Genomic DNA, 20012 nt, shown 5'->3' with positions numbered 1-20012 from the left:
TCGTTCGGCACCGCGCCCGCTATGTTCAATACGCTCAATAGCCCTGAGCGCGGTCGATCTGGCCGAGCATCGGCAAGCCTTCGCGATGGCGGCGCAGATTCTCCAGCACCACTTCGACGGCGGTTTCCGGCCGCGTCGCACTGGCGATATGCGGCGTGATGCGCACGCGCGGATGCGTCCACAACGCATGACCGGCGGGCAACGGCTCGGGATCGGTGACGTCGAGAATGGCATTCTGCAATTGACCGCTTTCCAGCGCCGCGAGCAAATCCTGCTGATTCAGATGTGGCCCGCGGCCCGTTTGAATCAGCGACGCGCCGCGCGGCAACTTCGCGAACAACTGCGCGTCGAGCAGCCCGCGCGTGGCGGGCGTGAGCGGCAGCAGGCAGATCAGGATGTCGGTGCGCGCGAGAAACGCATCCCGTGCGCCTTCACCCGCATAACAGGCCACGCCTTCGATCTCGCGCGCCGAACGGCTCCATCCCGCACAGTCAAAGCCGAACAGGCGCAGCCTTTCCAGCACCGCGGTGCCCAATATACCGAGCCCAAGCACACCGACGCGACGCTGGCTGGCGGGCTTGAGCGGCAACTCGCGCCAGACCTGCCGCCGTTGCTGAAGCGCGTAATCGAACAGATCGCGATGAATGGTCAGCACAGTCTGCGTGACGTATTCGACCATTCCTTCGACAATCCCCGGCTCGATCATGCGCACTACAGGCACATGGTCCGGCACGCCCGACAGATCGAACTGATCGACGCCGGCGCCGACCGAGAACACGACTTCCAGATTGGGGAAGGTGCGCGTCGGATCTTCAGGCGGCTGCCAGGCGGCGAGGTAGCGGATCGCGGCCGGATCGCCGAGGTCGGGCCAGATATGAAACGGCAGTTCCGGCGCCTTCTGCGCGAAGAGTTTCGCCCACTGGGCGCCGCGCGCCGGGTCGGCTTTGTAGAGGAAGGCCATGATGGTCAGCAGATTGCCTGGTTGATGATGCCGTATTGCAGGTAATGAGTATCCTGTGCGCCGCTCGCGGGCTCGCCCGGTGTGGCAGGGCGGACCATTTTGACCACCGTATCCACGCGTGGCAACCCCAACTGTTCCAGCCACCCGGTCAGACCGCTTACGCCGGGTGTATCGATACGCACGAACACGCCTTCGTTCAGCGCCAGCCAGTGGCTGATGAGCGCCTTGGCGCGGCTCGAATCTTCCGAGGCGGGCGCGACCACCGGACCGATCGCAAAGCCGCGTCCGAAGCGGCGAAACAGCGCGAAGCCGATCAGTTCGCCGTCGCGGTCGAGCGCGATGCCGTCGGCGCTCTCCAGCAGCGCGGGCAACACCTTGCCGCGATCCAGACCGCTGGCTCGCGACGCCAGTTCGACCAGCCGCGCGGTATCGCTCGAACCGAGCGGACGCAAGCGCTCGCCGGGCGGCAACGACACGAGCGGCGGCTGGAACGCCGCGCCCCGATGCTGGTCGAGCGTGCCGGCCACGCGAAAGCCCAGCTTTTCATACAGCGGCTGGCCCGCGGTGGTGGCGTGCAGGAACGTGACCCGGCCGCCCAGTTCTTCCAGCACCAGTTCCATCAACTTTCTGCCGATGCCGCGCCCCTGGCTTGCCGGCGAGACGATCACCATGCCGAGCGAGGCGTGCCCGGCGCCGTATTTCCAGCACAGCGCGGTGCCGATCACGCCGCTTGCGTCTTCCGCGACGAAACCCTCGCCCAGAAGCGCCACGAATCTCCAGTCGTCCGTGCGATGCGGCCATTTGAGTTCGACCGTCAACGCGTGCGCGGCGGCGATGTCGTCGAGGGTGAAGCGTCTATAGGTAATCGAATCGGACACACCGTACTCCCTGATTGACTGAAGGCTGACGCCGTCACTGTGTCACCCGGTGGGCGGTGTGACTAGGACGATCTTTTTATCGCGGGCGCCGGAACGGGCCGCAGTGAAATTCGATGCAAAACGCCAGGTCTGGGCACGCATTACGGGTGAGTTCTGCTGCGCGGCGATTTTTGTCGGCGACATATGCCGCGGCCGCGCACTACGATTTTGTCATGGCGGCGGCGTTGCCGAAACGCGCCGTACGCGACCAACAGCCAGCCACACAGGAAACCTCTCTCATGGTGTTCAAATCGTCGATGGGCGTGTTCACGTCGATCAACGAAGAGAGCATTCGTTCCCGGCGGATTTCGCGCGGCGACATCGTCGCGGCTGGCGCGCCGTGAAACAGTCCATCAGCCTCAATGCCGCCAGGGCCTTCATTGAAGCCCATTTCGACGAACCCGTGACGCTCGCGCAACTCGCCGAGCTCTCCGCGCTCAGCGTGTCGCGCTTTGCCACGGTATTCCGGCAACAATACGGATCGTCGCCATACCGCTATCTGTGCGGCCTGCGGATTCAGCGCGCGCAAACGCTGTTGCTGGAAGGCGTTCCCGGATCGGTGGTTGCGACCGAGGTGGGTTTCTTCGATCAAAGCCATTTTGGCCGGCATTTCAAGAAGTGCTGTGGGATGACGCCCAGTATGTTCATACAGCGCGCGGCGGCGAATGCAGCCCATGCGGTCGAGCAGGGTAGTACCGCGCTCCCGGCACACAACGCGACATGTTGGCCATAACGTGATGTCATGGACCCCACAACAATTGCGGCGTTGTCGCCAATAAACAGATTCACTATATTGGGCTCAACGCGCATTACATCCACGATATCTTTCGCTTAACCGTTTCGAGGACATATTCGTGATCAAGAAGCCAACGTTGCGCCCGCTTGCCGCTGTTCTGATTCTTGGCGTCGCGGGTCTCGTGCCCGCATGTCTGACGCCTGCTTTTGCTGCCGGGAAGATTACCTTTGTCTCTCAAGGCGGGACGTATCAGGAAGCACAGACCAAAGCCATCCTCGATCCGGCTGCGAAGCTGCTGAACATCACCGTGAACCAGGACAGCATTCCGGACGCGTGGCCGCAGATCAAGGCGCAGGCCGCAACCGGCAAGCCGATCTGGGACGTGGTCGATACGCCCACGTCCAACTGCTTGCGCGGCGGACATGAAGGCCTGCTGGAGAAACTCGATTTTTCCAGAATGCCCAACGCGGCTGCGATGCCCGAGAAATACCGCACGCCGTATTCGGTTGCCTATGAGTTCTATTCGACGGTGATCGGCTATAACAAGAAAACATTGAAGAAGGTGCCGCAGAGCTGGGCCGATTTCTGGAACGTGAAGGCGTTTCCAGGCACGCGCGCGCTGCGCAACGATCCGCAGACCGTGCTCGAAGCCGCGCTGCTCGCCGACGGTGTGCCGCGCGACAAGCTCTATCCGCTCGACGTCGATCGTGCCTTCAGGAAGCTGCAGCAGATCAAGCCGGACGTGACGGTCTGGTGGACTTCGGGCGGCCAGTCTGCGCAACTGCTGCATGACGGCGAAGTCGACATGACGATGATCTGGAACGGCCGCGCGAGCGCCGTACGCAAGGACAATCCCGACGTCGACTTCACGTTCAACGACGGCATTTTGCAGAACACGCAACTCTGCGTGCTGAAGAACGCGCCGAACGTGCCTGATGCGATCAGGTTCGTCAACGCGGCCGTCTCGCCCGACCTGCAGGCCAACCTGCCGCTTTATATCGACTACGGTCCGGGCAATCCGGCCGCGTTCAAGACCGGCAAGATCGACGCCAAACGTGCGAGCGAGCTGCCGAGCTCGCCGGAGAATGCGTCGAAGCAGGTGTTGATGTCGGAGGAGTGGTGGGCATCGGACGCCGGCATTCAGGCTAAGGCGCGTTGGCTCAAGTTCATGCAGTAAGCGGAAGTCGTTTTTCCTGCGCGCGGGTTTGCGGGTAGTTGAACGCGAAACCCGCGCGCAAATCCCAGCGCTTTTTGCGCGTCCCGCACGGCGCATCGTCCGCGCCATTCATCGAACATGATCGACTATCTGATTCTCGGCGGCGGCTCGGCCGGCTGTGTGCTGGCCGCGCGCCTTTCCGAAGACGAGGGTAAGACCGTCTGCCTCGTCGAGGCCGGCCGCAATATCTCGCGAACGGACATGCCCGCCACGGTGCGCAGCCGCTATCCCGGCCGCGCCTATCTCGACACCTCGAACATCTGGCAGCGCCTGAAGGCACGCATGAGCACCCCGGCCGCGACACGCCGTTACGAACAGGCGCGCCTGCTCGGCGGCGGGTCGGCGATCAATGCGCTGATGGCGAACCGCGGCGCGCCGGCCGACTACGACGAATGGCACGCGCACGGCGCACACGGCTGGAACTGGGACGCGTGTCTGCCGTACTTCCGCAAGCTCGAAACCGATCACGACTTCGGCGGGGCGCTGCATGGCACGAGCGGACCGGTGCGCATCCAGCGCACGCCGTGGGCGCGTATCTCGCCATTCGTACGGGCGGTGCTCGCCACGCTCGACGCGCGCGGCCACACGCGGCGTGACGACCAGAACGGCGAATGGCAGGACGGCACGTTCATCGGCTCGATCGCGGTGAGCGAAGCGGGCGAGCGCATCCCGACTTCGGTCTGCTATCTCGACGACGCCGTGCGTGCCCGGCCGAATCTCACCATCCGTACGCAAACGCTCGTCGAACACCTGCTGTTCGACGGCAAGCGCGCGATCGGCGCGCGGGTTGTCGGCGAGGACGGTGCGAGTGAAACGTTGCACGCCGGACAGGTGATCGTTTGTGCGGGCGCGATTCACAGCCCCGCGCTTCTGATGCGAAGCGGCATCGGGCCGGCGTCCGAACTCGCCGCACTCGGTATCGAGGTGCTGGCGGATCGCGGCGGCGTGGGCGGCAATCTGATGGAGCATCCGTCGATCGCCGTGTCGGCGGTTCTGCCGCGCGCGGCCCGCGCGTTATATCCCGACGAGCATCACGAGCAGGCGATCGTGCGTTTTTCCTCGGGCGTGAGCGGAGCGGTGCCGGGCGACATGCACGGCGCGATCCTGTCGCGATCGGGCTGGCATTCAGTCGGCTACCGGCTCGGCACGCTGTTTTTCTGGGTGAACAAGTCGTACTCGCGCGGCCGCGTGAGCCTGACCTCGGCCAGTGCGCACGACGAACCCGCCGTCGACTTCAACATGCTGTCCGACGCGCGCGATCTCGAACGGCTGAAACTCGCGCTGCGCTTCGGCGCCCAGACGCTGGCCGATCCGATGATGGCGAAGCACCGCGCCACGCTGCTGCCTTCGAGCTATTCGCCGCGCGTCGCGAGCGTGGCCGTGCCGGGCGTGTGGAACGCGTTGCAACGCGGCCTGCTGAGCGCGCTGCTCGACATTGCCGGGCCGTTGCGCGGGTGGCTGGTGCGCCGCGTGGTCACGCAAGGCGTGACGCTCGACGAACTGCTCGCCGACGATCACGCGTTGACGCGTTTCGTGACGCGCTCGGTGGGCGGCACCTGGCATCCGTCCGGAACCTGTCGCATGGGTGCCGCCGACGATCCGCTCGCCGTCTGCGACGCGCGCGGCGCGGTATATGGCGTCAGCGGACTTTATGTAGGCGATGCGTCGTTGATGCCGTCGATCCCTTGCGCGAACACGAATGTGCCGACCATCATGATCGCGGAGCGGATCGCGGATATGCTGCGGGGACGGGCGGGCACTGCGGCGGCTCCTTGAACAAGCCCGGAGTGGCGATGCCTACCGTGAAATAGCCGTATATCGGATAAATCAAAAATATCCGTATATCAGCTAAATTGACTTTATCCGTATTTCGGCTAAAATGAATATAGCCGAATAACGGATATTTCTTATGCCCGCCGTTCTCTCCTCCCAAGCCCTCGTGACCGCGCCCCAGCTCGGTCAGTTGCTCGTTGCATCACGCAAGCGGCGCAAGCTCACGCAGGCGGAAGTAGCGCAGCGCGTCGGCTTGAGTCAGAACCGCATATCGTACCTGGAAAAGAACCCGGATGAGCTCAGCTTCAAGCAGTTGCTCAGCTGGTGCTCGGCCATCGGGCTTGAGTTGCGCCTCGGCGAGCGGGGCGGGGTCGAGTCGAAAAACATCTCGGAGTGGTGAGCATGGGGCGCCGCTCGCACAGCCAAACCCTCTCCCTTTGGGCCAACGGCGATTTCGTCGGGCGTTGGACGGTCAATGCCAATGGGGAGTCCGAGCTGCAGTACGACAAGGCGTGGTGCGAATCGGCGCGTGGGCGCCCGATATCCCTGTCGCTGCCATTCAACCTCCACAACGAGCCGCTGAAGGGAGACAGTGTCTCCCATTACTTCGACGGCCTGCTGCCGGATAGCGAGACTATCCGAAAGCGGGTGGCGGCGCGGTTCAAGACGGGCTCCATCGAAGCATTCGACCTCCTGGCCGCGATTGGCCGCGACTGCGTAGGGGCCATACAGCTCTTGCCGGACGAGGCTGTACCGGAAGGGATAGACACGGTCGAGGGTATCGTCGTCGACGAAGAGGCCATCGAGCGGCACCTGCTCGAAGTCGTCACTCCGGACCGTTTCGCTGCCGCGCGAGATCCCGATGACGACTTCCGCATCTCGCTGGCCGGCGCGCAGGAGAAGGACGCCTTTCTGAGGTGGAACGGTCAATGGATGAAGCCGCGCGGCACGACGCCGACAACGCACATCTTCAAGCTGCCTATCGGCACGGTGGGCGGGCGCAAGGCTGACTTCAGCACCTCGGTCGACAACGAGTGGCTGTGCCTGCGGTTGTTCAAGGAGTACGGGTTGCCCACGGCAGAGGCGCGCATCGAGACGTTTGGCTCACAGCGGGTGCTCGTCGTCGAGCGTTTCGACCGGGTGCTCTCGCGCAGTGGAAAGCAGTTGTTCCGGCTTATCCAGGAGGACTTCTGCCAGGCAACCGGCACGTCACCCCTGGTCAGGTACGAGAATGAGGGCGGCCCGGGACTCCAGCAGATGTTCACGCTTTTGCAGCAGTCGCAGCAGGCGGCGGAAGACATGCGCACGCTCATGGCCTCGCAGATCATTTTCTGGATGATGCGGGCGCCGGACGGTCATGCCAAAAATTTTAGTATCCAGCTGCTTGCCGGCGGCGCGGGACGCTTCAGGCTGACGCCAATGTATGACGTGATGTCCGCCTACCCGGTCGTCGGCGAGGGGCCGAGTCAGTGGGCGGACCAGGAAATCAAACTGGCGATGGCCTTGCTCGGCAAGAATAAGCACTATCAGGTGCATAAAATCGAGCGGCGGCACTTCAATAGCACGGCCAGGAAGGTCGGTTATGGCGACAATGCGGAGCCGCTCCTGCAGGAGATTATCGCCCGCACGCCCGAGGTCGTAGAGAAAGTCCGCGCCGAACTGCCCGCAGGGTTCCCGGAGCAGGTGGCAGACAAGATTCTGGGCGGCATGCTGGCGGCGGCGCGCGTGCTGGAGAGCCAGCCGGCGAGCTAATGCATCGACCCTCGAAAAGGTCGACTCTAACGAATCGGCCCGGTCGCCAAACCCGCAATACCCAATCGGTGTCTTGAGCGAAGAAATCAGGCGCGTGCCGCGCCCGAACGGCGGCTCACCACGACGATCATTACGAGGCAGAGCGTGAGCGCGGTCAACATGGTGCTGATCGCGGCAATGGTCGGGTCGATCTCGTCGCGCAGCGTGACGAACATGCGGCGTGTGAGTGTCTGGTTCGAGCCGCCCGACACGAACAGCGCGACCACCGTTTCATCGAGTGCCTGAATGAACACGAATACCGCGCCGGAAACCACGCTCGCCTTGATCTGCGGCAGCGTCACGGCCATGAAACTACGAAAGCGATTCATGCCGAGGCTGCGCGCGACCATCTCCTGAGTGCGGTCGAAGGTCCGCAGATCGGCGCCGACCGAGATCAGCACGTACGGCAGGCCGAGCATCGTGTCGGCGAGAATCAGGCCGCCGAGCGTGTTCACGTAGCCGGCCTGCGAGTACACGAAAAACACCCCCACCGCGACGATGATGATCGGCACCATCAGCGGCAACATCAGCAATGTGCGCAGATAGCGCATGATCCAGTGGGTGCCGTTCTGGATCGCGTACGCGGCGGCCACGCCGAGCGGCGTGGCGATCAGCGCGGCGCTGATCGAAGCGGTCAGCGTCGTGCGCGCGGCGTCGATCCACGCGGGGTTGTCGAAGAACGAGTGATACCAGCGCAGCGAGTAGGCCGGCGGCGGGAAGGTCATGAAGCGCGTATCGGAGAACGACAGCGGCACGACGATCAGCACCGGCACCATCAGGAACAGCAGGATCAGCACGACGACCGCGCCGAGGACGATCCGTCCGAACGGGAGTTTGCTCATTTCGCGCCCAGGGTCTTTTCGAGTGGCACCACGCGGCTCGCGGCATAGAAGATCGCGAACACGCAGATCAGCAGCACGACGCTCACCGCGCTCGCCGCGCCCCAGCTGTTGTAGATCTCGATGTTGCGGCTCACCACCATCGACACCATGATCGACTTGCCGCCGCCCATCAGTTCGGGCGTGATGTAGAAGCCGAGGCACAGCACGAACACGAGCGTCACGCCGGCGAAGACACCGCTCATCGAGAGCGGCAGGAACACGCGAAGGAATACGTGCAGCGGCGAGCCGCCCAGGCTCGCGCCGGCTTGCGAAAGATTCGACGGGATTTTCTGCATCGCCGAATAGAGCGGCAGCACCATGAACGGCAGCAGGATGTGAACCATCGCGATCACCGTGCCGAACTGGTTATAGGCGAGTTGCACCGGCCGGTCGATCAGGCCCGAAGCGATCAGCGCCTTGTTGACCAACCCCGTGCGCTGTAGCAGCACGAGCCATGCGTAGGTACGCACCAGGACGCTGGTCCAGAACGGCAGAATCACCATGCCGAGCACGAGCGCGCTCAGCCTGGGTGGCAACGACGCGGCGAAGTAGGCAACCGGATAGCCGAGCAGCAGCGTGACGACGGTCACGATGATGCTCAGCTTGAAGGTCAGCAGAAACGTTTCGAGGTACGCGCCCGTGAACATGCGCCGGTAGTTTTCGAACGTGAAGCCGTCGTGATAGATGGACTGCCACGACAGCCACGCGAGGGGCACGACCAGCAGCACGACGATCACGAGGAGCGCCGGCGCCATCAGCAGAAGCATCGTGCGGTCCTCGCGGCGCTGATAGCACGCGGCGGGATCGGACCCGGTGGCTTGCATCGAGGTGGTGCCCTGGAGCATCCGTTTGGCGGTTGTCATCATGCACCTACGGCGTCGAGAAACTGATACCACGCCGCAACGAGTCTCACACCCGGCGCGCGCAGCGAATGAAAGGGCACGGGCCGCAAGCCGGGTGCGCCGAGCAGCGAAAGCTCGGGTGTTTCGCCGAGCGCGAGCGCGGCGGCATGCTGGCCGAGCAGGCTCGCCATCGCAACGCCTGCTCCGTTATACCCCAGACAAAAGGTCGTGGCGTCGTCGCTGCGCCCAACGTGCGGCAACGAGTTGAACGTCATGCCCACATAGCCCGACCAGCGATATTCCACGCGCACGTCCGCGAGATCCGGAAAGAGCGCGACCATCGCACGCTGCAGCGCGTCGAAGCCGCTGGTTTGCCCTTCCTTGCCGAACGCGTCGCGTCCGCCAAACAGCATGCGGCCGTCCACCTTGCGGAACCACTTCATCATGCGCCGCGTTTCGGTGTAGCTGCGGCGCTCGACCATCAGGCGCGCATCGAGTTCGGCGGAAAGGCGCTCGGTGGCGATCATCGCACTGCGAAACGGTACGAGTTCGCGCTGATATGCCGAGGTCGCCGCCGTGAGATCCGAATACGCATTGGTCGCGACGACGACCTGCTTCGCGCGCACCGTGCCGCCGGGCGTGCGCAGCGTCACGCGCGTCTCGCCGGGTGCGCGATGCATCTGCTGCACCGGCGTCGATTCGTAGATCGGCACACCGCGCAGCGTAAGGCCGCGCGCGAGTCCGCGCACGTATTCGAGCGGCAGAATGGTGCCGGCGTCCGCGCTCAGCACGCCGCCGACAAAGCCCTTCGAACCGGTCTCGTGTTCGATCTCGGCGCGCGCTTGCACGGTCATCGAGGTATCGCCGAGATTCGCGCGAACCCAGTCGGCTTCGGCGCGAATCGCGGCGAACGCAGCCTCCGTGTGAGCGCAGCGCAGGCTGCCGGTCTGTTCGAAGCGGGCGCGCGTGAGTTGGAATTCATCGACCAGCGTCTCGACCACCCGCACGCCTTCGTGCGCGAGGCGGTGCATGCGTTTCGCGGTGTCGAGGCCATGCAGCCTGTCGATCGTGGGAAACGACAGTCTGAACTTGGACGACACCACGCCGCCGTTGCGCCCGCTCGCGCCCCAGCCCACCGGGTTCGCATCGAGCACCACACAGTCGACGCCGCGCTTTTGCAGCGCATACGCGGCGGCAAGGCCCGAATAGCCCGCGCCGATCACCGCGACCTCGACCTCGAGATCGCGCGCGAGCGGCACGCCGGTGCTGAGCGCCGCACCGGCGCCGGGCGAGGCGGCGAGGAGCGCCCGCCAGAGCGAATCAGGCGGGGGCGTGTGGGATGTCGGCGGCGCGAGCATCGGCTCAGGCGGCGAGGCGTGCTTCGGCTTCGACGGCGTCCGCGAGCGCGCCGAGCGTCGCAAACTTGAAAGTCGGCGTGGTGACGGCTTCCGGCACGGGCGTGCCGCCGAAGCCTTTCACGCCCTGGCGGCGTTCGATCCAGCAGGTCGCATAGCCAAGCCGGGTGGCGACGCCGATGTCGTGATACTGGCTCTGCGCGGTATGCAGGATTTCACCAAACTTGTAGCCGAACGCCGCCTGACGGCCGCGGTTGTACGCGAAGAATTGCGGATCGGGCTTGGCGACGCCGGTTTCGTCGCAGCAGACGGTGTCGTCGAACGGGTCGCCGAGCGTGTGCGCGTAGGCCGACAGCGCCACGCGGTCCGCATTGGTCATGGCAACCAGCCGGAAGTGTTTGCGCAGACGCTTGAGCGCCGCGACCGAATCCGCGAACGCCGGCCATTCGAGTACGTCGCGCTGAAAGGCGGCAGCCGATTGCGGGTCGTCGGGCAGACCGAGTTCCCTGGCCAGCGACAGATAGACGTTCGCCATTTCATGGCTCGAACGGCCCGGATGGGCCGCACGGCCGCGCAGGTACGGCTCGAAGATCTGGTCGTCGGTCAGGTCTTTCGCGGCCGGGCCGCCAAGGCGGCGCACGGAGCCGAGTACGCCGCGCTCGAAGTCGATGAGCGTGCCGACGACGTCGAACGTCAGGACCTTGAAATCGGTGAGGTTCATGAAATCATCCTTTTGCAGTGTGCTGTGAATAGTGAATCGGGAGAGGGTTTGCCCGGACGTGGGCAGGGACTATCGGAGCGGAATCAGGCGGGCACGACAATCGTGTCCTGCGGATCGAGTACGACGTTCATCGGCGCGCCGGGCTCGGGAATGCGGCGGCGCGCGTCGTGTCCGCCGGGCTGTCTGAGGCTGATGGCGGTGCCGTCGGCGAGGGTCGCGAACACGCGCAGGCTTTCGCCCTGATACAGCACCTCGGTGACCCGGCACGACAGACGGTTGACGCCCGCGTGCGGCTCGCCGCTATCGATCACGAGCTTCTCGGTCTGCACCGCGAGCAGCAGCCTGTCGCCGTGCGGCAGCGGGTGCGCGGTGCGCAGCACCGTATCGCCGAGACGCACGGCATCGTCGCCGGCGCGCGTTACGGCGAGCAGTGTCGCTTCGCCGATGAAGCTCGCCACGAACGCGTCGCAGGGGCGGTCGTAGAGCCGCTCGGGCGTATCGATCTGCACGAGCCGGCCGTTCTTCAGCACGGCCACGCGGTCGCTCATGGTGAGCGCCTCGCGCTGGTCGTGCGTCACATAGACGATCGTCGCGCCGAGCTTGCGATGCAACCGCCGCAACTCGATCTGCATGGTTTCGCGTAGCTGCTTGTCGAGCGCGGAGAGCGGCTCGTCCATCAGGATCAGTTGCGGCTCGAACACCATCGCGCGGGCGAGCGCCACGCGCTGGCGCTGGCCGCCCGACAACTGGCCGATACCGCGATTCTCGTAGCCGGGGAGCTCGACCATCGCGAGCGCGTCGGCAACCTTCCTGGCCCACGTCGCTTTCGGCTGACGCCGCGCGCGCAGCGGAAACGCCACGTTCTCGCCCACGCTCATATGCGGAAACAGCGCGTAGTTCTGAAACACGATGCCGATGTCCCGCTTGTGCGGCGGCGCAAATGTAATGTCGCGCTCGCCGACCCAGACCGCCCCCGAACTGGGCTGCACGAAGCCGCCGAGAATGCCGAGCAGGGTGGTCTTGCCCGACCCCGAGGGACCGAGCAGCGAGACGAATTCGCCGGGGGCGATGTCGAGCGAAACGTCGTCGAGGGCCACCACGTGGCCATAACGTTTCGCTGCCGATCGGATTGAAACACCTGTTTTCGCTCGTGCGTCCATTGCGTCCTGTCTCGCTGTAGAAGCCTGCGTTAGGGAAAATATAGGCCGTGCCATTTTTGGCGGCAATTCCCAAATTGTTGGATAGGGCATAACATCAGGTCATGCCCAACCTTCGCAAAAAACTGCCTAGCGCCAACGCGCTGTTCGTGTTCGAAGCGGCCGCGCGCTGCGGCAACTTCACGCGCGCGGCGCAGGAGTTATATGTCAGCCAGCCCGCGGTGAGCCGCATGCTCTCGCGCATGGAAGACCATCTCGGCGTGCGCCTGTTCGAGCGCGTGCGAGGTGGAATCGAACTGACCGAAAACGGCAGAATCCTCTACCGGAAGATATCCGAAGGCTTCAACGGCATAGAAAGCGCGATACGCGAGATCGAGGCGCGCGCAACCGGTGTCGAGTCGGTCACGCTGTCGGTGTCCACCGCGTTCACCACGCACTGGCTGATGCCGCGCATGAGCCGTCTGAACCAGGCGTTTCCGAATGTGGACTTGCGGTTTCAACTGATCTCGGGGCGAATCGGCGGCCCGCTCGTCGACGTGGATCTCGGCATGCGCTTTCTGCGCGAGGACGAGATCGGCGAGAACAGCATGCTCGTGATGCCGGAGACGCTGCTGCCGGTGTGCAACCGCCGCTATCACGAGACAGCGGCGACCGAGGCGGGCCGCAAGCACGGCGACACGGTGATCGTGATGGACGACGGCGAGCGCGGCTGGCATGACCGGTTCGCCGCGTTCGCGGCACAGGGGCGGCACGCCGCGAGCATGCTGAGTTTCAACGACTACGCCATCGTCGTGCAGGCGGCGTTGCTTGGGCAGGGCGTCGCGCTCGGCTGGCTCAACGTGGTGTCGCATTGGCTTCTCGAAGGCGCGCTGCTGCCGGCCGAAGAGGAACTGATCGTGACGAACCGGCGCTGCTGCCTGGTGTGGCCGGAGAGTCGGCCGTTGCGGCCCGTGGCTGCCGACGTGCGCGACTGGATTCTCGACGAGACGCGCGCCGACGTGCGCGCGGTGGACCGGCAGTATCCGAAGCTGGGGCTGCGGCGCGTGCTGGCGCAGGCGGGCCTCGCGATCGGTCCGGCCCGGGATGAAGCGCGAAGCGATGCGGCGGCCCGCTCAGTCACGCCGCCAGGCGCGTGAGATATGCCGACCCACGCCGACCCACGCCGACCGACGCCGACCGACGCCGACCCACGCCAACCGCTGCGGACGACTACCGGTCAACCGGGCACGAAGGCCCGCGCACGGATTCATTACAAGGTCTTGCTGCAGAGTTTGAAATCAGGATCTTCGGCGTAGGTCTGCACATGGAAGCCGAGGTTTTTCATCAGTTTCAGCATGTTGGTATTCTTGACCAGCACGAGGCCGTCGATTTCACTCAGGCCTTTGTGGCGCGCAACCTCCATGATCGACAGCATCAGACGCGAGCCAAGTCCCTGGCCGCTGAAGTCGTCATCCACGACTAGCGAAAACTCGCAACTCGTGAGGTCGGGGTTGGCAATGTAGCGTGAAACGCCGATCATGCGCTCGGTTTCGGTGAACTCGCCGTCGTCGGTCGCGGTACGCTCCTTGCAGACCGCCACCAGCGCCATTTCACGGTCGTAGTCGATCAGCGTGTAACGCGCCAGCATGGGCACGGAAAGTTCGCGCAGCGACGACACGAAGCGGTAATAGCGCGACCGGTCCGACAGCTTGCGCACGAAGGCCTGCAGCATTTCGGCGTCGTCCGGCTGGATCGGGCGCAACGTATATTGTCCGCCCCCGCGCATGGGCCATTCCTGCGTGTAGCTGGAAGGGTACGGCAGGATCGACAGATGGTCGTAGCTGTGCAGCAGCGGTTGCGCGTTGTCGATCACCACGCGCGCATCGACCGCCAGCGCGCCGGCTTCGTCCACGATCAGCGGATTGATGTCCATCTCGCGCAGTTGCGGCAGTGCGCACACCATCTCCGATACGCGCAACAGCACGTGCTCGATCGCCTCGCTGCGCACGGCCGGCGCGCCGCGCCACTCACCCAGCGTTTCAGCCGAACGCACCCGCTGGATCAGGCGTTGCGAGAGGAACTGGTTGAGCGGCGGCAATTCGACCGCGCGGTCGTTGATCAGCTCGATCATGGTGCCGCCCGCGCCGAACGTGATAACCGGACCGAACGGCTGATCCGTGACCACTCCGATATACAGCTCGCGCCCGTGCTTCTTGCCGGACATTTTCTGAATGGTCACGCCGTTGATCCGTGCGTCCGGCCTGAGCCGGCGCACGGTCGCGATCATGTCGTTGTAGATATCGCGCACGCTGGTGGCGTTGAGCACGTTGAGGACGACGCCCTGAACGTCGGATTTGTGCGCAATGTCGGGCGAGTCGATTTTCAGCGCGACCGGATAGCCGATCTGGCTGGCAATCAGCATCGCTTCGTTGGCGTTGTGGGCGAGGATGGTTTGCGTGATCGGAATATGGAAAGCCGCCAGCAGCGCTTTCGATTCCATTTCCGTCAGCACTTTGCGCCGTTCGGCCAGCACGCTTTCAATCAGGATGTGCGCGCCCGCCAGATCCGGTTTGGCCAGTTGCGACAGCGGAGGCGGAGTCTGCTGCAGCAGTTGCTGATTCTGATAGAAGGAGGCGATATTGCTGAAGGCATCGACAGCCGCTTCGGGTGAACGGAAGGTGGCGATGCCGGCGCCGTTGATGATTTCGCGCGCCTCGGCGACCTTCTGGTCGCCCATCCAGCAGGTCAGAAGCGGCTTGCCGATGTTGGCGCTGGCGAGCACCAGTTCCTGTGCCACCGCGGTCGGATCCACGCCCAGCTTGGGCGAATAGATCACCAGGATACCGTCCACCTCGCTATCCGCGGCGCAGGCAGCGGCGGCCGCGCGGTAGTGTTGCGGGCCGGCCTCTTCGGACAGATCGAGCAGGTTGGCAATGGTCGCGAGCCGCGGCAATTGCGGCGCGAGTGCCGCGCTCGTGTCGGGCGAGAGTCGCGCGAGGACGAGGCCCAGTTCGGTGAGCCAGTCGACGGCCAGCACGCCGGGCCCGCCGCCATTGGTCACGATCGCCAGCCGTGAGCCGACCGGACGATAGCGCGAGGCAAGACACTTCGCGGCGGAAAACAACTGGGCGAACGATCTCACGCGCACTGCGCCGGCGCGGCGCAAAGCCGCATCGAAGACCTCGTCGCTGCCGATGATGTTGCCCGAATGGGTGAGCGCCGCCTGCGACGCAGCGGCCTTGCGGCCAGCCTTGAGCACCACCACGGGCTTGGTAATGGCCGCCGCGCGCAGGGCGCTGAGAAACCGGCGCGCGTTCGTGATGCCTTCCATGTAGATCACGATGCTATGGGTGGCCGGGTCGGTTGCGAGGAAATCCAGGGTTTGCGCGAGATCCACGGCGGTATTCGGCCCGAGCGATACCACGGTCGAGAAGCCGACTGCATTCTTGTCGGCCCAGTCGAGTATCGAAGAGGTCAGCGCACCCGACTGCGAAACGAGGGCGAGCGGTCCCTGCTGCGCCAGCGGTCCCACGACGCCGACGTTGATGTTCAGCCGTGGGCGTTGATAGCCGAGACAGTTCGGCCCTAGCAACTGAATGCCGTGTTTGCGCGCAATGGCGTGCAGATCTTTGGCATGCGCCTGATCGACACCGGTTGAAATGATCAGTGCCGCCTGGCATTGAATACGCCCGGCGACTTCCAGAGCGGACGGCAACTCGTCGTCCGGCAGGGCGATGACCGCCAGATCCGCGCGCGAATGGGCCAGTTCGCCGAGCGTGCCGGTCATGCCCACGTCGAGAAACGTGACCGGTCCGGCGAAGCCGCTCTCCCGTATCAGGGCGCTCACGGCCCGGCCGTAATGGGTTTGACTGTCCGGTTCGTCGGCCTTGCCGACGAACACCACGATCGAGTTGGGGGAGAACAGCGGCGTCAGGTAATGTTTATCCATGAGATGCGCTCAGCAATCCATACCAATGAGTTCTCTCACATGCGCGGCCACGCCGCGTGCGAGCGACGAGAGTTCGTAGCCGCCTTCGAGGCAGGACACGATACGCCCCCTGGCGTGACGCCTGGCGACGTCGACAAGACGCTCGGTGACCCACGCATAATCCGCTTCGACGAGGCCGAGGTTGCCCATGTCGTCTTCACGATGACCGTCGAAGCCGGCTGAGATGAAAATCATCTCCGGCCTGAACGCTTCGAGCGCCGGCAGCCATTTCTCGGTGACGGCCGCGCGGAATACGTCGCCGTACGAGCGCGTGGGCAGCGGCACGTTCACCATATTGTCACCGCGAGGCTCGTTACCGCAGAACGGGTACAGCTTGTCCTCGAAGATCGAGCACATCAGAACCCGTGCGTCGGCGTGGAGAATGTCTTCGCTGCCATCGCCGTGATGAGCGTCGAAATCGATCAGCGCCACGCGCGCGAGTCCATGCACGTTCAGCGCATGCCGGATGCCGACCACGACGTTGTTGAAGAAGCAGAACCCACCCGCCGCCGCATATTTCGCATGGTGTCCCGGCGGCCTGATGTTGCAAAAGGCGCAACAGGCGTCGCCGGCAAGTACCAGATCGGTCGCCAGCACGGCCGCGCCGGCCGCACGCAAGGCCGCCTGGTACGTATAAGGGTTCATGCTGGTGTCGGGATCGACACGCACGTAGCCTTCCAGCGGAGCCATGTCGGCAATGCCGCGGATATACGGCAGGGAATGCGCCTGCGCGAGCTGCTCCTCCGTTGCCAGCGGTGCCTCGTACGTTTGCATGCAGTCGAGCAGGCCTTTGATCAGCAACATGTCGTGAATCGCGCCGATGCGATCGGGCGACTCGGGATGCATGTGTCCCATTTCGTGTTTGACGCAATCGCGATGCGATATATAGGCGGGTAGCATTCTGGTTCGACCGTGGTGACACTGGCTGCTGCCAATAGGCACCTGCACAGGCTGCCAGCAGCGTTCTTTCTGTACCCTCGCGTCACGCTGCTGTAAGGCCTCGCCGTGCGAGGGGAGATGGCTCTATCAGGCGCCGCACATCGCAGTGACGGATTGATGCAAATCAACGAACAAACGGGCCTGACGACGTTGATTGCAGCCTGGCGCGGCCGCGGATTGCGTTTAGTTCGTCATACCGATCCGGTGAGCATGCCTGAAAATATTCGCCGGAAGGGACGCGTTGCGGACTGACCTGTATCAACAGGACGCGCCCATGACCTCCTACGATTGTTCTGTCTTTGGCGCTGAACGGCGCGGTCCGGGCGCGGTCCGGTATGCAAGCTTCGTTGGCTGGAGGCGAGGGCGGCTGCCTCCTTTTCTACCAACCTCAACTGGTTTGCGATGAGTTCCTTACCTGAAACTTCTGAACACAGTGTCGAAGATCGGCCATCCGGCGGTTTGACAAGCGACGAAGCGCAGCGCCGGCTGAAAGTTTTCGGCCCGAACGGTGTGCCCGACACGGCGACGTCTCCGTGGAGCCGCGCATTGGGCAAGTTATGGGCGCCGGTGCCGTGGATGCTGGAAGCCGCAATCGTGCTGCAGCTCGTGCTGGGCGAGTACGTCGAAGCCGGCGTGATCGCCGCGCTCCTGATATTCAACGCCGCCTTGGGCTTCTTCCAGGAGAGCCGGGCGCAAGCAACGCTCGACGCGCTCAAGTCCCGCCTCGCTCTGGTCACACCGGTCCGACGCGACGGCGCATGGAAGACGGTGCCGGTCGGGCAACTGGTGCCGGGCGACATCGTGAAGCTTTCGCTTGGCTGCATTGTGGGCGCCGATGTCCGCCTGATCGAAGGCGAGGTGCTGCTCGATCAATCGACCCTCACGGGCGAGTCTCTGCCCGTCGAAGGCGGTCCTGGGTTGCAGACTTACGCCGGTGCGCTCGTGCGGCGCGGCGAAGCGGTTGCGGAAGTCACCGCAACGGGCAGCCGCACGAAATTCGGCCAAACCGCCGAGCTGGTTCGTATCGCCCGCGTTCCCAGCTCGCAGCAGCAGGCCGTGATGCGGGTGGTGCGAAATCTTGCCATGTTCAATGGCGTGATCGTTCTCGTGCAGATCGGCTATGCGGCCTCGCTGCGGATGCCGCTGGTCGAGATCGTGCCGCTCGCACTCACCGCTATCCTGGCAGCGATTCCCGTGGCGTTGCCGGCCACCTTCACGCTCGCGACCGCCTTGGGCGCCAGGGTACTCGCGAAGCTGGGCGTTCTTCCCACCCGCTTGTCCGCGATCGATGAAGCGGCCTCGATGGACGTTCTCTGCGCCGACAAGACGGGCACGTTGACGCGCAACGAACTGGCGGTGACCGCGGTGCACGCAATGCCGGGTTTCGATGAGCCGCATGTGCTCGCGCTTGCCGCGCTGGCCAGCTCCGAGGGCGGCCAGGACCCGGTCGATGCGGCGATCCGCAACGCGTCCCGGCCCGCTTGCGCGGCGGATTTGCCCAGGCTTGTCAGGTTCGTGCCGTTTGACCCGGCGGAAAAGATGTCCGAGGCGCTCGCAACGGATAAGGACGATCGCACAGTTCGCATTGTCAAAGGCGCGTTCGCGCGTGTAAGTGCCCTGACGCAATCGTCGCCGGAAGCGGCCGTCGCTGAGCAGGCTCTCGAAGCCAAAGGATTTCGCGTATTGGCGGTCGGAGTCGGCGCTCCGGATGAGCTCAAGGTGGCCGGCCTGATCGCGTTGAGCGATCCGCCCAGAGACGATTCCGCGAGGCTGATCACGGACCTGCTCGGAATGGGCGTGCACACCGTGATGGTGACCGGCGATGCCGTGGCGACCGCCGGCGTAGTAGCCCATACGGTCGGGCTCGATGGCGCGGTCTGTCCGCCGGGGCCGCTCCCCGAGCAATTGCGTCCGGAAGAGTTTGCCGTTTTCGCGGGCGTGTTCCCCGACGACAAGTTCCACATCGTCAAGGCGTTCCAGAGCGGCGGCCATATTGTCGGCATGTGTGGCGACGGCGCGAACGATGCCCCGGCGCTGCGTCAGGCGCAAATGGGAATTGCCGTCTCGACGGCCACCGATGTCGCCAAGTCGGCGGCCGGTATCGTGCTGACCGAGCCGGGCCTGGGCGGTGTCGTTGCCGCGGTGCGCGAGGGGCGGGTCACTTTCCAGCGCATCCTCACCTACACGTTGCGATCGGTGACGCGCAAAATCGATCAGATGCTGTTCCTGACGGTTGGCCTGATCATGACCGGCCATGCGGTCCTGACACCGATGCTGATGGTCGTGCTCATGACAACCGGCGATTTCCTCGCGATGTCGTCGACGACAGATAACGTGCGGCCGTCGTCCAGGCCCAATGCCTGGCGGATCAACAACCTGACGATCGCGGGCATTGTGCTGGCGTCCTGCAATCTGCTGTTTTGCAGCTCGATCCTCGCCCTCGGCAAGTTCTGGCTGCAGCTGGGCACCGGCCAGTTGCAAACGCTCGCGGCGGTCATTCTGGTGTTCAGCGGCCAGGCGGTCCTGTACGTGGTACGTGAACGCCGGCGTCTGTGGAGTTCCCGGCCGGGACGGTGGCTGATCGTGTCGTCGATTGCGGACGTGTCGATCATTGCGACCCTGGCAACACGGGGAATACTGATGTCGCCGATACCGCTGCAGTGGATCGGCGCCATGTTGGGCGCGGCCATCGTCTTCGCATTCGTCCTGGATTTCGTGAAGGTGGCCGCGTTTGCCCGTCTGAAGATGGTATAGGG

Annotated in this window: 18 protein-coding genes; 9 read left to right on the top strand and 9 right to left on the bottom strand. The window is 64.3% G+C overall.

The annotated features are described in order from the left end of the window. Nucleotides 1-34: 34 nt before the first annotated feature. Both PDMSB3_RS27635 and PDMSB3_RS27630 read right to left on the bottom strand, forming a co-directional pair. The gene (locus tag PDMSB3_RS27635) at nt 35-961 is read right to left on the bottom strand and encodes a 2-hydroxyacid dehydrogenase (RefSeq protein WP_007177206.1); all 927 of its coding nucleotides are present in this window, start codon (nt 959-961) and stop codon (nt 35-37) included. Between the two features lie 5 nt (nt 962-966). Beyond that, nucleotides 967-1839 (bottom strand): GNAT family N-acetyltransferase, encoded by an 873-nt coding sequence (locus PDMSB3_RS27630; RefSeq protein ID WP_165188364.1) that lies wholly within the window; start codon nt 1837-1839, stop codon nt 967-969. 212 nt (nt 1840-2051) lie between these two features. Here PDMSB3_RS27630 and PDMSB3_RS37985 point away from each other — a divergent pair, with 212 nt between their 5' ends. From PDMSB3_RS37985 to PDMSB3_RS27605, 6 genes are all read left to right on the top strand, one after another. After that, nucleotides 2052-2222, top strand: a complete 171-nt coding sequence (locus PDMSB3_RS37985) for a hypothetical protein (RefSeq protein ID WP_157187702.1) — start codon at nt 2052-2054, stop codon at nt 2220-2222. Further along, nucleotides 2219-2611: a helix-turn-helix domain-containing protein gene (locus PDMSB3_RS27625; protein ID WP_007177203.1), complete on the top strand. Its 393-nt coding sequence runs from the start codon at nt 2219-2221 to the stop codon at nt 2609-2611. Before PDMSB3_RS37985 ends, PDMSB3_RS27625 begins: the two co-directional genes overlap by 4 nt. Nucleotides 2612-2732: 121 nt before the next feature. Further along, nucleotides 2733-3791, top strand: coding sequence for an ABC transporter substrate-binding protein (locus tag PDMSB3_RS27620; protein ID WP_197740280.1), 1059 nt, complete (start codon nt 2733-2735; stop codon nt 3789-3791). Nucleotides 3792-3908: 117 nt separating this feature from the next. Further along, entirely contained in the window at nt 3909-5606 is a 1698-nt protein-coding gene (locus PDMSB3_RS27615; protein ID WP_165188362.1) for a GMC family oxidoreductase, read from the top strand. A gap of 133 nt (nt 5607-5739) precedes the next feature. After that, nucleotides 5740-6003: a helix-turn-helix domain-containing protein gene (locus tag PDMSB3_RS27610; RefSeq protein ID WP_007177200.1), complete on the top strand. Its 264-nt coding sequence runs from the start codon at nt 5740-5742 to the stop codon at nt 6001-6003. Nucleotides 6004-6005: 2 nt separating this feature from the next. Continuing rightward, entirely contained in the window at nt 6006-7355 is a 1350-nt protein-coding gene (locus tag PDMSB3_RS27605; RefSeq protein WP_007177199.1) for a type II toxin-antitoxin system HipA family toxin, read from the top strand. An 86-nt stretch (nt 7356-7441) separates the two neighbouring features. Here PDMSB3_RS27605 and PDMSB3_RS27600 read toward each other — a convergent pair whose 3' ends face one another. The 5 genes from PDMSB3_RS27600 to PDMSB3_RS27580 all read right to left on the bottom strand — a co-directional run bounded on the left by PDMSB3_RS27600 (nt 7442) and on the right by PDMSB3_RS27580 (nt 12353). Then, on the bottom strand, nt 7442-8236 hold the full coding sequence (locus tag PDMSB3_RS27600) for an ABC transporter permease (RefSeq protein WP_007177198.1): 795 nt from the start codon (nt 8234-8236) through the stop codon (nt 7442-7444). Continuing rightward, entirely contained in the window at nt 8233-9138 is a 906-nt protein-coding gene (locus PDMSB3_RS27595) for an ABC transporter permease (protein ID WP_007177197.1), read from the bottom strand. The genes PDMSB3_RS27600 and PDMSB3_RS27595 overlap by 4 nt, the downstream gene beginning before the upstream one ends. Continuing rightward, nucleotides 9138-10475 (bottom strand): NAD(P)/FAD-dependent oxidoreductase, encoded by a 1338-nt coding sequence (locus PDMSB3_RS27590; protein WP_007177196.1) that lies wholly within the window; start codon nt 10473-10475, stop codon nt 9138-9140. The genes PDMSB3_RS27595 and PDMSB3_RS27590 overlap by 1 nt, the downstream gene beginning before the upstream one ends. A 4-nt stretch (nt 10476-10479) precedes the next feature. Next, a complete protein-coding gene (locus tag PDMSB3_RS27585) occupies nt 10480-11193 on the bottom strand; it encodes an HAD-IA family hydrolase (protein WP_007177195.1) in 714 nt (237 codons plus the stop codon). 83 nt (nt 11194-11276) lie between these two features. Continuing rightward, a complete protein-coding gene (locus tag PDMSB3_RS27580) occupies nt 11277-12353 on the bottom strand; it encodes an ABC transporter ATP-binding protein (RefSeq protein ID WP_007177194.1) in 1077 nt (358 codons plus the stop codon). Between the two features lie 101 nt (nt 12354-12454). Between PDMSB3_RS27580 and PDMSB3_RS27575 the strand changes: the two genes are divergently transcribed. Beyond that, a complete protein-coding gene (locus tag PDMSB3_RS27575) occupies nt 12455-13486 on the top strand; it encodes a LysR family transcriptional regulator (RefSeq protein WP_007177193.1) in 1032 nt (343 codons plus the stop codon). 113 nt (nt 13487-13599) lie between these two features. Here PDMSB3_RS27575 and PDMSB3_RS27570 read toward each other — a convergent pair whose 3' ends face one another. Together PDMSB3_RS27570 and PDMSB3_RS27565 are read right to left on the bottom strand one after the other, a co-directional pair. Then, the gene (locus PDMSB3_RS27570; protein ID WP_007177192.1) at nt 13600-16278 is read right to left on the bottom strand and encodes a bifunctional acetate--CoA ligase family protein/GNAT family N-acetyltransferase; all 2679 of its coding nucleotides are present in this window, start codon (nt 16276-16278) and stop codon (nt 13600-13602) included. Between the two features lie 9 nt (nt 16279-16287). Next, nucleotides 16288-17217 carry a histone deacetylase family protein gene (locus PDMSB3_RS27565; RefSeq protein ID WP_007177191.1) on the bottom strand — a complete coding sequence of 310 codons (930 nt, stop codon included), beginning with the start codon at nt 17215-17217 and terminating at the stop codon, nt 16288-16290. Between the two features lie 156 nt (nt 17218-17373). On the opposite strand from PDMSB3_RS27565, the gene PDMSB3_RS38210 reads away from it, so the two are divergent. After that, a complete protein-coding gene (locus PDMSB3_RS38210) occupies nt 17374-17508 on the top strand; it encodes a hypothetical protein (protein WP_268738019.1) in 135 nt (44 codons plus the stop codon). A gap of 150 nt (nt 17509-17658) precedes the next feature. Then, complete coding sequence (locus PDMSB3_RS27560; RefSeq protein ID WP_165188359.1) at nt 17659-20010, top strand: HAD-IC family P-type ATPase; 2352 nt, start codon at nt 17659-17661, stop codon at nt 20008-20010. Nucleotides 20011-20012: the final 2 nt, after the last annotated feature.

Source organism: Paraburkholderia dioscoreae, from assembly GCF_902459535.1.
Taxonomy (GTDB): Bacteria; Pseudomonadota; Gammaproteobacteria; order Burkholderiales; family Burkholderiaceae; genus Paraburkholderia; species Paraburkholderia dioscoreae.
This window is presented reverse-complemented; position numbering and strand designations above follow the sequence as displayed.

Excerpts from the sequence above, each read along its gene's own strand:
- PDMSB3_RS27635 (WP_007177206.1), bottom strand. The coding sequence starts at position 961 with ATGGCCTTCCTCTACAAAGCCGACCCGGCGCGCGGCGCCCAGTGGGCG.
- PDMSB3_RS37985 (WP_157187702.1), top strand. The coding sequence starts at position 2,052 with ATGGCGGCGGCGTTGCCGAAACGCGCCGTACGCGACCAACAGCCAGCC.
- PDMSB3_RS27615 (WP_165188362.1), top strand. The coding sequence starts at position 3,909 with ATGATCGACTATCTGATTCTCGGCGGCGGCTCGGCCGGCTGTGTGCTG.
- PDMSB3_RS27610 (WP_007177200.1), top strand. The coding sequence starts at position 5,740 with ATGCCCGCCGTTCTCTCCTCCCAAGCCCTCGTGACCGCGCCCCAGCTC.
- PDMSB3_RS27605 (WP_007177199.1), top strand. The coding sequence starts at position 6,006 with ATGGGGCGCCGCTCGCACAGCCAAACCCTCTCCCTTTGGGCCAACGGC.
- PDMSB3_RS27600 (WP_007177198.1), bottom strand. The coding sequence starts at position 8,236 with ATGAGCAAACTCCCGTTCGGACGGATCGTCCTCGGCGCGGTCGTCGTG.
- PDMSB3_RS27595 (WP_007177197.1), bottom strand. The coding sequence starts at position 9,138 with ATGACAACCGCCAAACGGATGCTCCAGGGCACCACCTCGATGCAAGCC.
- PDMSB3_RS27590 (WP_007177196.1), bottom strand. The coding sequence starts at position 10,475 with ATGCTCGCGCCGCCGACATCCCACACGCCCCCGCCTGATTCGCTCTGG.
- PDMSB3_RS27585 (WP_007177195.1), bottom strand. The coding sequence starts at position 11,193 with ATGAACCTCACCGATTTCAAGGTCCTGACGTTCGACGTCGTCGGCACG.
- PDMSB3_RS27580 (WP_007177194.1), bottom strand. The coding sequence starts at position 12,353 with ATGGACGCACGAGCGAAAACAGGTGTTTCAATCCGATCGGCAGCGAAA.
- PDMSB3_RS27575 (WP_007177193.1), top strand. The coding sequence starts at position 12,455 with ATGCCCAACCTTCGCAAAAAACTGCCTAGCGCCAACGCGCTGTTCGTG.
- PDMSB3_RS27570 (WP_007177192.1), bottom strand. The coding sequence starts at position 16,278 with ATGGATAAACATTACCTGACGCCGCTGTTCTCCCCCAACTCGATCGTG.
- PDMSB3_RS27565 (WP_007177191.1), bottom strand. The coding sequence starts at position 17,217 with ATGCTACCCGCCTATATATCGCATCGCGATTGCGTCAAACACGAAATG.
- PDMSB3_RS38210 (WP_268738019.1), top strand. The coding sequence starts at position 17,374 with ATGCAAATCAACGAACAAACGGGCCTGACGACGTTGATTGCAGCCTGG.
- PDMSB3_RS27560 (WP_165188359.1), top strand. The coding sequence starts at position 17,659 with ATGAGTTCCTTACCTGAAACTTCTGAACACAGTGTCGAAGATCGGCCA.